This is a genomic window from Sphaerochaeta sp. UBA5836 (genome assembly GCF_002432845.1).
Taxonomy (GTDB): Bacteria; Spirochaetota; Spirochaetia; order Sphaerochaetales; family Sphaerochaetaceae; genus Sphaerochaeta.
This window is the reverse complement of the sequence record NZ_DJGW01000068.1, coordinates 43,312-56,675: the sequence shown is the minus strand read 5'-3', so window position 1 is coordinate 56,675 and position 13,364 is coordinate 43,312. Positions and strand designations below refer to the sequence as shown.

The window sequence follows — 13,364 nt, the reverse complement described above, 5'->3', positions numbered from 1 at the left end:
AGGCTCTCTTGTGGTTCCAAGAAATGAGAAAAGCTCCTATGATGGGGACTATGAACCTAACACGACGTAATTTCTCAATTCCCCTAGTGGCTTGGACAGTTCGGGCAGTGGTGCTTGGCATGTTGGTCGGACCGGTCATCAGTCTGTTGACCTTTCTCGTCGCTGAAGCCGGGTCGATCCGCTCCAACCATCCGTGGCTTCATTTTCTCATACCCCTTGGTGCCCTGCTTACCGCCTTTCTGTATCAGAAACTCGGGCCTTACCTCAAAGACGGCGGCTCACAGGTGATCGACTTGATCAATCAGGGCATTCTCGATATCGCCCACCCCACCAGCATCGGCTACGAGAAGGATCGTGATGCGCACAAGCAGAAGATATCCACCAAAATGGCTCCTCTTTTGCTGTTCAATACGTTCATCACCCATCTTGTGGGAGCATCAGGAGGCAAGGAAGGCGTCGGGGTCCAAGTCGGGGCTTCCATCGGAAGCTACTGCTCCCGCCTGGAAATGCAGATGCTGCACCAGGGGCAGAGGCAATCCATCCAGCAGAAAGGTATCTGGCTGATCAGCGGTGCTGGGGCCGCCTTCGGCGCCCTGTTCAACGCCCCGATTGCCGGAACCTTGTTCGGAATGCAGTTCTCCAATCCCCGGGTGAACCGAACCGACGCCCTCCTGCCCTGCCTGACCGCCTCCTTCACCGCCTGCATGGTGAGCCAGGCTCTGCATACGCACACCTTGGTCCCGGTGACAGCCGAAGCCTTCACCCTCGATCTTTCCACACTTCTCATATTATTGGCATACTCCATCCTGCTCGGCTTGGCCAGCAGACTCTTCTGCCACCTGATCCATCTGACCAAGAGCCTGTTCTCTCGGATTACCACGAACCCCTACAAGAAAGCACTGCTTGCCAGTTCGCTGTTATTGCTTGCATCAATCGTCATTTACCTGGTCACCGGTACGTTTGCCTACAACGGACTCTCCATCGACCTCATCATTGAGGCAGAGTACGGAACCACCAGCAAGTTCGCCCCTCTTTTCAAGCTCCTCTTGACCGCCCTGACCATTGGAAGCGGCTTTGCCGGCGGCGAGGTCATCCCGATTCTCGTCATAGGCGCCACAACAGGGGCCTTGTTCGGAGCGCTGCTTCCCATCCCGGTCTCTGCACTGTCCATGTTCGGAGCCATAGGAATGCTCAGCGGCAGCACCAAACTCCCCTTGGCCTGCTTTGTATTGGGATTGGAGCTGTACGGCTTCGGCAATCCCACCTCGTTGTTCTTTGTTTGCTGCATAGCCTACCTCTTCAGCGGCAGACTCTCCATCTACGAGCGGCAGATTGTTCCAGAAATCATCGATCCCGCCTGGGATGTCTGACATAGGTGCTTGACAAGGATGCCAACACTTCCTAATATATGAACATCTATTCATATATTGATATATTAGGAGTCAACCATGCATCCATCCAAAGCAACCCACACAGAACCATCCCCATTGCATGAACGGGACTACACATTCGAGGGGGTGGATTGTCCTGTCTGCGCTGCAAAAATCGAGGACCGCATCCAGCGAATCGGAGGGGTTGCATCGGCCCGGGTCGATTTCTCGCGCAAGCAAATACGCATCAGCACCACCGAAAAACAGCAGGAGTCTTTTTACAGCGACCTCATCAAGGAAGCCAAACGGGTGGAACCGTCGCTCAAGGTGAAACCCTTGGAAAACCGAACAAAAGACGAAGATGATCCTCTTTGGGTCATCTTGGTCCGAATCCTTGTCTCGCTACTCGGCTTCGGTCTGGCCATGCTCTTCGACATTCCCCACCTGTTCATACTGAGCTTTGTGGTAAGCGGTTACGATGTGCTGCTCAAGGCGGCGAGAAATGTAGTGCATGGAAAAATCTTTGATGAAAATTTCTTGATGAGCATTGCAACGCTTGGAGCATTGGCCATAGGGGAAACAGGGGAAGCGGCGGCTGTCATGCTTTTCTATCTGGTCGGAGAATATTTCCAAGCCCGTTCGGTAATGCAGAGCAGAAAATCAATCATTGAGGCCCTTGACTTGAAGGTGCAGCAGGCAAGGCTGGTCCAAGGACAGAGTACTACCATGGTTGCCGTCGAAGAGGTTGTTCCCGGTTCACACATACGGGTGCTTTCAGGCGAGAAAATACCAGTCGATGGATATATAGTCAGTGGAAGCTCCAGTTTGGATATGCAGCATTTGACCGGGGAATCAATTCCGAGAACAGTGAAAGTCGGAGACGAGGTGCTTGGCAGTTCCCTCAACCTGGGAGGGACGCTCGATATCAGGGCCAGCAAGCCTTATGAGGAGAGTACTGCGGCAAAAATTTTGCAGCTGGTTGAGGAGAGCGCAGGAAAAAAGGCGCAAACTGAACGCTATATCACCTCGTTTGCCCGATACTATACCCCGATCGTGGTGTTCTTGGCCGTTGCGCTCGCCGTCATCCCAGGTCTGATAACCGGGTCTTGGCAGACCTGGGTCTATCGTTCACTGGTGTTTCTGGTGGTGAGCTGTCCGTGTGCGTTGGTCATCAGTGTTCCGCTTTCGTATTTTGCAGGAATTGGAAAGAGTGCCAAGAGGGGTATCCTGGTCAAGGGAGGCAACTATTTGGAAGCCCTTGCAAAGACCGATACCATCGTGTTCGACAAGACCGGGACCCTTACCAGTGGAACGTTCACCTTGCTCGAGGTTCGCTTGACGGCCTCTGCCACCCATGATGAAGCCTATCTACAGGAAATTGCAGCCTCCCTTGAACGAAACAGCAACCACCCGCTGGCAAAAGCCTTCCTCACCCTCAACGCTCCATATGCGGCACTCGATGTACAGGAGGTTGCGGGAAAAGGCCTGTCCGCCTTGGTCGACGGCAGACGTGTTGCAGCAGGCAATGCCGCACTGTTTGAGGATTTGGGGATCGTGGTGGAACCAGGGGCTGAGGATGAGGCAGCAATCCTGTTGGCCGTTGACGGCCGTCATGAAGCCTCGTTCATCCTGCGCGACACCCTGCGCTCCGAGGCCAAATCCGTGGTCAAGCATCTCAGGGACCTGGGGATCACGCACCTCGCCATGATCAGCGGCGACACAGAGGTGCATGCAAACCGCGTGGCGGCGGAACTCGGCTTGGATGAGGTGCACGCATCCCTTCTGCCCCATGAGAAACAGGAACGCATGCTAGCGATGTCAGCAGAACGCAAAAATCTGGTCTTCGTGGGAGACGGAATGAACGATGCCCCCAGCCTGGCTGCAAGCAAAGTAGGCATCGCCATGGGCAGCAATGCAAGTGATGCCGCGATGGAAAGTGCCGATGTGGTCATTCTTGCCGATGACTTGCAAGAGGTGGCGAACCTGCTTGAGATCAGCAGGCATACTGCAGCCATCGTCAGGCAAAACATCAGTTTCGCCCTCCTGGTGAAGGCTTTGGCTCTTGGACTGGGAGCGATGGGATATGCCTCCATGTGGATTGCCGTGCTTGCCGATACCGGGGTGACGATCATCGCAATTCTCAATGCCTTAAGGATTCTGCTCTTCCGTCCCTCTCGTTGATATTCAACTCCATGTATGCTATTGTTGCACAGATTGTTTGAAGGATTGATAGCATGAACGAGAAGATGACACGCAATATCGGCATTATGGCACATATCGATGCAGGCAAAACCACCACCACCGAGAGGATTCTCTTCTATACCGGTGAGAACCATAGAATCGGAGAGGTGGACAACGGCGAAGCAACGATGGACTTCCTCGAGCAGGAACAGGACCGCGGCATCACCATTGCCAGCGCAGCCACCACCTGTTATTGGAAGGAGCATCAGATCAACATCATAGATACCCCGGGCCATGTGGACTTCACCGCTGAAGTCGAACGTTCGCTGAGGGTGCTGGATGGTGCGGTCATGGTGGTTTGTGCAGTCGGCGGGGTTGAGCCGCAAACCGAGACAGTCTGGAGGCAGGCTGATACCTACCGGGTTCCCCGTATTGCATTCATCAATAAAATGGACCGCCTTGGCGCAAACTTCGAAGAAGCGGTCAATGAGCTGAAGGTCAAGCTTGGGGCAAATCCCATTCCCTTATTCCTGCCTGTCGGCACTGAGAGCAGCTTCAGCGGCATCATCGATTTGATCAAGAAGAAATATCTGGTATTCAGCACTGAGGACCAGGGAAAAACCATTGTTGAGCAGGATATACCATCTTCGATGCGCGATAAGGTTGATCAGTGGCATGAACGTTTGATCGACAGCGTTTCCTCCTTCAGCGACGAGATAACCGAACTCTATTTCGAGGGGGCGGAGATTGGAGCCGATCTGCTCAAGAAAACCTTGAAGAAAGCAACCATCGCCCGTCAGGCCCTGCCTGTATTCGTTGGATCATCGCTGAAGGACATCGGCGTGCAGGCCTTGCTTGACGGAGTCATCGACTATCTGCCTTCGCCTTCCGAAGTCCCGCCGATCATGGGCATCCATCTGAAAACACAGAAACAGGTCGAGGTTCCCTACTCCAAGGACAAGCCTCCTTTGGCCTTGATTTTTAAAATCCAAGTCGACCGTGAGGCCGGTGCAATGGATTTTGTGCGCGTATACAACGGGACCATACGCAAAGGCACTACACTGATGAACATCAGCAAGAAAAAGCGTGAACGGGTCAACAGGATTCTGAGGATGCATGCAAACCGGGCGGAGGAAGTCAACGAACTCGAAGCAGGTGACATCGGGGTTGTCATCGGTTTCAAGGAAGGCAGGACCGGCGATACCATCGGCAGCGAAGGAGCACAGATACTGCTTGAGCAGATGCATTTCCCCATTCCGGTCATCTCAGTGGCCATAGAGCCGAACACGCAGAGCGATGGGGATAAGCTGCGTGCAGCACTCGCTACGCTTGCCCAGGAAGACCCTACCTTCACCTATCGGGATGACGAGGAAACCGGCCAGCTGGTCATCAGCGGCATGGGAGAACTGCATTTGGATGTGTTGGTGACCCGTCTGACCAAGGAGATGAAAATCCAAGCCAGGGTCGGCAAACCGCAGGTCACCTATCGTGAATCTGTCAGCAAGGTTGCCAGCGGATCGGAGACCTTCTCAAAAGTATTGGCTGGAAAAGAGAATACAGCAGGATTAAGCATGACGGTAAAACCGCTGGCGTCCGGAAGCGGAACACAGTACCGCATCAGTGCAAAAACGCGAGGTATTGACGAGATCTATCTTGAGGCGATCAAACGGGGAGTCACCAACGCATTCAAAGGCGGCATTCAGTTCGGGTATGAAGCGTGCGATCTCGAAGTCGAGGTTACCGATATCGTCTTCCACGAACTGACAGCCAGTGAGTTTGCTTTTGAAGCGTGCGCGGCCATGTGCTTCGACAAGGTTGCACAGTCAGCCGGACCGGTGCTCATGGAACCGGTGATGAACGTCACCGTCGTCGTTCCTTCGCAATATGTCGGCGAAGCCATCTCCAGCATCACCAGCCGCGGGGGCCTGGTGAACAGCATTGAGAGCAGAACGGCAAGCGAGCACATTCATGCGCAAGCACCGCTTTCCCAACTTTTCGGATACTCCACTGCTCTCAGATCAGCAACCCAAGGAAGAGGAACATTCTCCATGGAGTTCGACCACTACGAGCCAAAAAACCGCTAAGGGTATGGAATCCTGGAAAAAAGACGGGGTGAAACCTTGCGGAAATGCTGGTTCCGTGCCTAGAATGTATTAAAACTGTGAGAATTTTTAGACTGAAGGAGAATGTTATCATACTCCTTTCGATATAGATTGCTGGTATTGCAGTTACTTAAGAGGAGTACAACATGGCTAGAACTTACAATTTGCAGGACATTTTCGCGAGAAATCTCAAGGAGCGCAGACGCAAGCTTTCCTTGACCCAAGCTCAGCTTGCTGAAAAAATCGGGGTTTCCACTTCGTTTGTTACAGAAATTGAAACTTCAAGAAAGGCCCCTTCTTTTGCTACAATCGAGAAAATCAGTGCTGCGTTGGATGTGCCTTGCTGGACGTTCTTTTGCGAAGACGGTGACAAGCTGCCCAACGATGTGACGGTGATGGATCAGTTCGCCTACAAACTGAAACAGGACATCAGCAACATCATTGATGTGAATGTAAGCTTGACACGCTGACCATACACTCTCGTTTTTTATTTCCCTGCATTTCCAGGCGGATGTTCGTGTACGAGTGTCCGGCCTTTTTTTATGGTGGTAGAATTCTTTTGACATATGGGATTATGGAGCGTACCATTGATGCATGCGTTCTGGATCATCATACAAGAATCAGAGGTGATCGAAGGAGGAATTATGAGCGTTGTCAGCACTGACTTAAGGAATGTTGCCATCATCGGCCACAATGAAACCGGGAAAACCACCTTGGTTGAACAGATGTTGTTTTATGCCAATGTGATTTCCCGGGCAGAAACCGTAGCTAGCGGTAAGACCACCAGTGACTATACGGAAGAGGAAATCAACCACAAGATTTCCATCCACGCTTCCCTCGCTTCCCTGAATTGGGACGGCAAGACCATCAATATTCTCGACACTCCGGGAACAGCCGGCTTCATCGGCGAGACCATTTGCGGATTCCGCTCCTGTGAATCAGCCCTCATGGTCGTTGACGGACGTGATGGAGCACAGATTGAAACCATCAAACTTTGGAGACACCTTGACGAGCGAAACAAGCCACGCGCAGTGTTCATCAACAAAATGGACCGCGACCGTGCAGATTATACCCATGTTTTGGAGAATTTGAGAGAGACCTTCAAAACCACCTTTGTCCCTGTCACCATCCCCATGGGAAGCGGCAAGGAATTCAAGGGAATCATCAATCTGATTGAAAACAAGGCATATTTCATCAACAGGGGCGGCAAGGAGACAGTTGGAGACATCCCGGCCGAATTTGCTGATTTTGCAGAAGAGTACCGTAATGCCCTCATCGAGAATGCGGCAGAGGGTGCTGATGACTTGATCGAAAAGTATTTCGAAGCAGGCACGCTGGAAAGTGATGACATTCGTCGCGGGCTGCGGGAAGGTATGGATGGCAACAGAGTCGTGCCCGTATTCTGCGGTTGTTCCGAGGAGGGCAGCGGCATACTCAGTCTCTTGACGTTCATCCGCAACAACTTCCCCAGACCGTTGGGCAAGCTCGACTGGACGGTGGACGAAGATGGAACTGTCAATGACTTTCCCATCACTGCCGAAGGAAGCGCTGCAGCGCTCGTATTCAAGACCACCATCGACCAATTCAGCGGCAAGCTGAGCTTTATCAAAGTCCTCAGAGGCACCGTCAAGGGTGAAACCGAGTTGTATAATCCTGATCTCGGGAAAAAAGAGCGGCCGAACAAGGTATACCGCATGGTTGGAAAGAAGTTGATTGAAACCGATGAACTGCCTGCCGGTGATATCGGGGTGATTGCAAAGAGCAATATCGCCGCCACAAATTCCACCCTCATCGAGGGAGCCGACCAGAAGCTGAAATTCAAGCCCCTTGCCTTCCCGCACCCCATCTACAGCCTGGCCATCAGCAGTGATGACAAGAAAAGTGAAGTAAAGATGAACGAATCCCTGCACAAAGTCATGGAAGAAGACTTAACGTTCACGATCAAGTTCAACGAGGAGACCAAGGAAAATGTGGTTGCCGGAATGGGCGAACTGCATTTGAACATGATTCTCGACAAGGTGCGCGAGAAGCAAAAGATCAATATTTTCACCAAGCTTCCCCGGGTTGCCTATCGTGAGACCATCAGCAGGAAGAGTGGAATAGCTGAATATTCACACAAGAAGCAGAGTGGAGGCCATGGCCAATACGCCCGTGTCCTGATTGAAATCGAACCGCTTGAACGAGGAGCCTACTACTCCTTCACCAATGCCATCAAGGGAGGCTCGGTCAGCAAAGGGTATATTCCTGGTATTGAAAAAGGCCTGCATGAGCAGATGGAGGAAGGTTTTTTGGCAGGCTATCCGATGATGGATATCGGCATCACCCTCATCGACGGCAAGGAACACCCTGTTGATTCAAGTGAAATGGCATTCAAACTCGCTGCGAAGGGAGCCATGAAGATGGCACTCGAGAAAGCAGGGGCTGTACTACTTGAACCAATTATGAAACTTAGTGTATACATTGAGAATGATTACCTGGGCGACATACTTTCCGACTTGAGCGGCAAACGCGGTCGGGTGCTCGGTCAGGAGGAAATGGGACACCTGCAAATGGTAAAAGCATTGGTTCCCCAGTCCGAACTGCTCAACTACGCCATCGACCTCAAGTCAATGACCAGTGGAACAGGGAGTTTCGAAATGGAGTTCGACCATTACGAACCGCTGAGCGGCAAGTTGGCCGATGAAGTGATCAAGGCCTACAAGGAATCCGTAAAGGAAGAACAGGAGTAGGCAAGGTGAAACAATCAGAAGTATTCTGATTGCTTGAGAGTGAATTTGTGAACCTTGGAAGGGAGCGTGCGGCGGCAGGCTCCCTTCCCTCTTTTCATCTACTGCTTTTCGAACCAGACTTCGAAGATGGTGTGCTGCTTGGCCCTTCCCTTCTGTTCGAACTTGGTTGTGTCCCTCCACGGTACCGGGGGACAGAATCCTGGGTGGGGATTGTGCAAGCCTTCGGTGTGGGAGAAGACATCCAGCATCTGGAAGGCATACTCCTCCCAATCGGTCACGCAATAGATGTATCCACCAGATTTAAGCTTGGAAGCAAGCAACCGGGCAAACGGTGCTTGGATCAGGCGTCGTTTCTGTTGGCGCTTTTTCGGCCAAGGATCGGGAAAGAATATGTGAAATCCTGCAATGCTTCCATCCTCGACCATGGTGGAAAGAACTTCGACTGCATCAAAGCGCATCAACCTTACATTATCCAGATGCCCAGATCCCACAGCATGCAAGAGCTTTGCAAACCCCGAAAGAAACACCTCCAAGCCAAGGTAGTTGTATTGGCTGCGTTCCTTGGCTATGCGCTCCGTTGCCGTACCCATGCCGAACCCAATCTCAATTACAACAGGGTTGTCGTTTCCAAACACCTGGTTCCACTCGAGCTTGGTCTTGCTGTATGGGATGCCGTAGGTACCATAGTAGCGGCGGATGGCCTGTACCTGGTAGGTGCGCAGGTAGGAGCCCCTGAGCACATAACTCTTGATGGGTCTCTTCTTCCCATCCTCTTTGGTCTCCACCCACTCCAACTCTGGAATATCCTGGAAAATCGTTCCTTGGTTTTCCTGCATCAACACTCCTATATCAGGCGTTGCAGCTTCTCCATCAAGAACAACGCCTTGTCCTTGAGAGAAACCGCATCGGTTTTCATATACATTACATTCATGCGTCTCATATCAAGCCAAACGCTCTTGTTGCTCAGGGCGATGAGATTCATGACCTTGTTGACATTCAAATCCGCAACTTTGCCGAACTCAACGGCAACCACACCCTTGCGGTCGGTCAGATGGATGATCGAGAGCTTGCGGCAGATGATCTTGATCTCGGCGATGTAAAGCAGGTTCGCCACCTCGACCGGAGGAGGCCCGAAACGGTCGGACAACTCGCTGGTCAAGCCTTGCAGCTGCTCGTCATTGACGATGGATGAAATCTTGCGGTAGATATCGAATTTGACCGAAGGTGCCTTGATGTAGGTGTCAGGAATAAAGCCTGTATAATCAAGCTCCAGAAACACTTCCTTGTCCTCTTCCCTGACTCCTTCTTGCTGCAGGTCCCTGATCGCCTCGTCAAGGATGCGGATGTACATATCAAGGCCGACCGAAGCCAGATGGCCGCTTTGTTCGCGCCCGAGCAGGTTCCCCGTTCCTCTCAGTTCCATATCCTTCATCGCCACCTTGAAGCCGCTGCCCAGTTCTGTGTGTTCACTGATGATCTTCAGCCGCTTGAGGGCAATCTCGCTGAGGGCGCTCCCCTGTGGGTAGAAAAGATATGCATAGGCTTGGCTGTCGTTTCGCCCCACCCTTCCGCGAAGCTGGTACAACTGGCTCAGTCCGTAGCGGTCGGCGCGGTCGATGATGATGGTGTTGACGTTTGGGATGTCGATGCCGTTCTCGATGATGGTGGTGGAAACCAGCACCTGGATGCCTTCATGGATGAACCGACGCATCGTGTCCTCGAGCTTGGTGCTGTCCATCTGCCCATGAGCGCTCTCAATGATGACATCAGGCAGCAACTTGGTCAGCTGAAACACAACCTCATCAAGACTTTCGATACGGTTGTGCAGGAAAAAGACCTGGCCGCCTCGGCCAACCTCATCACGGATGGCCCGAACAATGGTTTGCTCATCATATTCACCGATATAGGTCTGAATGGGTCTGCGTGCGATCGGGGGTGTGGCAAGCAAGGACATGTCACGAATCTTCAAAAGCGACATATACAGGGTCCGGGGAATCGGGGTGGCACTCAAGGAGAGCGAGTCGATGCTCGCCCTCAGCGTCTTGATCCGTTCCTTGTCCTTGACGCCGAAACGCTGTTCCTCATCCACCACCAACAGTCCCAGATCACGGTACACGATATCCTTCTGCAAAATCCTGTGGGTTCCAAACAACACATCCACCTTGCCTTCTGCAAGACCGATGAGTGTCTGCTTCTGCTCTTTCTTTGCCACAATTCTCGATAGCTGTGCACAACGGATGGGAAAGTTCCCCACCCGTTTGAGAAAATTCTGATAATGCTGTTCAGCCAAAATGGTTGTCGGGGCAAGAAAGGCAACCTGTTTGCCACCCATGACGGCCTTGAATACGGCGCGAAAGGCAATTTCCGTCTTTCCGTAGCCTACGTCGCCGCAAACCAGGCGGTCCATGACGATCGGCTTCTCCATATCTTCCTTGATATCCTCGATGCAGGTCAGCTGGTCCGCTGTTTCATCGAAGGGAAATGAGGCTTCGAACTGCAGCTGCCAGTCGGTATCCTTGGGAAAGGCGAATCCGACGCTGTTCTTGCGTTTTGCATACAGCGAGATGAGGTGTTTTGCCAAATCCTCGGCATTTTTTCGGGCCTTGGCTTTCTTGTTCTCCCATCCCTGGCCTCCGAGCTTGTCCTTTTTCGGCAGCCCTGTATCGCTACCGATATAGCGCTGAATCAGGTTTGCCTGTTCAATCGGGACATAGAGCATCTCATTGTCGGCGTAGGCGATTTTTATGAAGTCGCGCTCACGGTCGAAACTGGAGACCCGGTCGATCTTGACAAATTGACCTACCCCATAATTCACATGGACAACATAGTCACCTTCATTCAGGTCGACGAATGAATCGAGCGCGGAGGTCTGTGTATGCTGAAGTGTTTTTATCACCTGCCGCCTGCGTCCGAAAATCTCATGCTCGCAGATGGCAACCACTTTCAGCGAGGGGATTCCGAACCCGCCGCTGATCGCCCGGTCCTCCCATCCAAGGAAGGGAAAGGCGCTCAGCATCTGCATCAACCGTTGTTTTTGCAGTTGGTTCTCGGTGAAGATCACAATGCTCCAACCCTGCTTGTCCAGACTCTTCAAATCTTCCTTGAGCAAGGTGAAATTTCCAAAATAGGAACGGGGTCCCTCGATGTCGAACCGATAGGCCTCCTGGTTCTGGCCGGCAATATCGTACAGGGTTATGCTGGTGCGGCACGCTTTCTGGAAGGAAGGGAAATCGAAGAGCAGGGCATCGGGCTTTGTGGCCTCACGGTCTTCCAAAAACGCCTGGCGATAGAGGGCTTTGGCTTCCACCTGCAGGCTGTGATAGCTGGTCGCCAGCCGCTGGTCGCCGATAAAACAAAACAGGTCATCATCAGTCAAATACTCTCCGATCGAGGTGGTGGCCAGTTCACTGGTTGCATCCACCAAGGAGAGGGTGAGCTTGCCCACCGTGGTGATGCTCTCCTGGGTAATGGGGTTGTAGCGGGCGATTTTGCCTACCGTATCCCAGTCGGCATAAATCCGGTACGGATACTCGCTTTCATAGGGGAAAATATCCAGAACTTCACCTCGCATCGAGTACTCTCCCATAGCCGATGTCGATACGGTGTGGAGATAACCTGCATTGGTAAGCAATCGGGAAAAGGAGGCGGTGTCGAAGACAGATCCTACTTTGATGGTAAGCGATGCCTGTTTCAGTGTTGCCGGGCTAACAAGCGGAGAGACGAACGGCCTGAGGTGGGTTACCACCACACCCTGTTTCATCTCCTGTATCTGCATCAACCGATTGAGTTGGTCGTACTCCACATTGTCGGCATTGAAGGGGGTGTATAATTTCCTCCCGTTGCCGTTCAGGTAGACGATCCTGGTCTCATTGTTGGAGAGCGGCGTCTGCATGACACCAGTGCCGTTTACCGAGAATCCGCTGTCCTTGAGCAGCTGTTGTGCACTCTCCTCGGTAGGACAAACCGCCCATACCCTGCCTGCATGTTTGCGACTGATCAACCTGAGGAATTGAGCTAAAGGATACCCTTCAAGCCCCTGGATAGCGAGGTGGTTGGACCCTGCTCCATATGCCTTGTAAGCGTTGCTGCTTTTGATATACGATTGGACAAGGGTGGAAATTGGCGTTTGCATAAGCGCCATTACCCTATCATGAGAGGGAAGGTTATGCAATACAATGGATAGACTACTCGACCAAAAGGCATTGGATGCCTTGGCCCTGGTTGTACAGGATGCAGGCAGGAAAGCAAAAGAACAGCAACAGTCCATTCATCGTTCCTACAAGAGCGATGGAACGGTCATTACTGAAACCGATTTGGCCATATCCCATCGAATTCTGGGTGTTGTTGCCGAGCTCTTTGAGGATGTGAACATCATCAGTGAGGAGACACTCACCCCGTTTGATGACAAAGCTCCCTACACCTTCGTCCTCGATCCAATCGATGGAACGGATGTCTACTCACAAGGCCTGCCCTCCTGGGCGGTGGCCCTGGGCATTCTGGACAAAAACAGAAAACCGGTGGGGGCCATGATCAGTGCACCGCGCTGGGGGCTTGGAGAGGACGAGTTGTTTTTGCGTCTCGATCCCGGCAAGGAACTGACAATAAACGGAAAACCGTTTTTCATCGCCCCCGACAAGGACTTCCCTCACCAGATCACCATGGGTTCAAGCGGCCAGCGACTTATGGATTTCTCCCGCTATGAAGGCAAAATCCGCATCTTCGGCTCATCTATCCTGCACATGCTCAGCCCGGTGCTCTATGACCACATCCAAGGGTGTGTAAACCAGAGTTGCTACGTCTGGGATATTGCAGCAGCCCACGCAGTGCTTTTACGCGTAGGAATGGATATCGAGTATGTCGACGGGACGCCGTTCGTCTACGACGATGCATTCCTCTTGGAACGCAAACCTTTCTTTCCCTCCTTCTATGCAGGGACAAAGGCGTGCATCAAGGCACTGAGGGAAGTATTGCCCGCTAAATAG

General features: G+C 52.3%; 8 protein-coding genes. 6 read left to right on the top strand and 2 right to left on the bottom strand.

Annotated features, from left to right (window positions below):
* Window positions 1–50 precede the first annotated feature (50 nt).
* The 5 genes from B3F49_RS05455 to B3F49_RS05435 all read left to right on the top strand — a co-directional run bounded on the left by B3F49_RS05455 (window position 51) and on the right by B3F49_RS05435 (window position 8,382).
* Entirely contained in the window at window positions 51–1,370 is a 1,320-nt protein-coding gene (locus tag B3F49_RS05455) for a chloride channel protein (RefSeq protein ID WP_293909530.1), read from the top strand.
* Between the two features lie 78 nt (window positions 1,371–1,448).
* Window positions 1,449–3,551, top strand: coding sequence for a heavy metal translocating P-type ATPase (locus B3F49_RS05450; RefSeq protein ID WP_293909527.1), 2,103 nt, complete (start codon window positions 1,449–1,451; stop codon window positions 3,549–3,551).
* 53 nt (window positions 3,552–3,604) lie between these two features.
* Window positions 3,605–5,635 (top strand): elongation factor G, encoded by a 2,031-nt coding sequence (fusA, locus tag B3F49_RS05445; RefSeq protein ID WP_293909524.1) that lies wholly within the window; start codon window positions 3,605–3,607, stop codon window positions 5,633–5,635.
* A gap of 164 nt (window positions 5,636–5,799) precedes the next feature.
* Window positions 5,800–6,123 carry a helix-turn-helix domain-containing protein gene (locus B3F49_RS05440; RefSeq protein WP_293895325.1) on the top strand — a complete coding sequence of 108 codons (324 nt, stop codon included), beginning with the start codon at window positions 5,800–5,802 and terminating at the stop codon, window positions 6,121–6,123.
* Between the two features lie 174 nt (window positions 6,124–6,297).
* Entirely contained in the window at window positions 6,298–8,382 is a 2,085-nt protein-coding gene (locus B3F49_RS05435; RefSeq protein ID WP_293909522.1) for an elongation factor G, read from the top strand.
* 98 nt (window positions 8,383–8,480) lie between these two features.
* On the opposite strand, the gene trmB is transcribed toward B3F49_RS05435, so the two are convergent.
* Complete coding sequence (gene trmB, locus B3F49_RS05430; protein WP_293895317.1) at window positions 8,481–9,218, bottom strand: tRNA (guanosine(46)-N7)-methyltransferase TrmB; 738 nt, start codon at window positions 9,216–9,218, stop codon at window positions 8,481–8,483.
* A gap of 8 nt (window positions 9,219–9,226) precedes the next feature.
* Window positions 9,227–12,523 (bottom strand): transcription-repair coupling factor, encoded by a 3,297-nt coding sequence (gene mfd / locus B3F49_RS05425; RefSeq protein WP_293909520.1) that lies wholly within the window; start codon window positions 12,521–12,523, stop codon window positions 9,227–9,229.
* Window positions 12,524–12,557: 34 nt separating this feature from the next.
* On the opposite strand from mfd, the gene B3F49_RS05420 reads away from it, so the two are divergent.
* The gene (locus B3F49_RS05420) at window positions 12,558–13,364 is read left to right on the top strand and encodes an inositol monophosphatase family protein (protein ID WP_293909518.1); all 807 of its coding nucleotides are present in this window, start codon (window positions 12,558–12,560) and stop codon (window positions 13,362–13,364) included.

Coding starts and splice junctions, on each gene's coding strand:
- B3F49_RS05455 (WP_293909530.1), top strand. CDS start 51: ATGAACCTAACACGACGTAATTTCTCAATTCCCCTAGTGGCTTGGACA.
- B3F49_RS05450 (WP_293909527.1), top strand. CDS start 1,449: ATGCATCCATCCAAAGCAACCCACACAGAACCATCCCCATTGCATGAA.
- fusA (WP_293909524.1), top strand. CDS start 3,605: ATGAACGAGAAGATGACACGCAATATCGGCATTATGGCACATATCGAT.
- B3F49_RS05440 (WP_293895325.1), top strand. CDS start 5,800: ATGGCTAGAACTTACAATTTGCAGGACATTTTCGCGAGAAATCTCAAG.
- B3F49_RS05435 (WP_293909522.1), top strand. CDS start 6,298: ATGAGCGTTGTCAGCACTGACTTAAGGAATGTTGCCATCATCGGCCAC.
- trmB (WP_293895317.1), bottom strand. CDS start 9,218: ATGCAGGAAAACCAAGGAACGATTTTCCAGGATATTCCAGAGTTGGAG.
- mfd (WP_293909520.1), bottom strand. CDS start 12,523: ATGGCGCTTATGCAAACGCCAATTTCCACCCTTGTCCAATCGTATATC.
- B3F49_RS05420 (WP_293909518.1), top strand. CDS start 12,558: ATGGATAGACTACTCGACCAAAAGGCATTGGATGCCTTGGCCCTGGTT.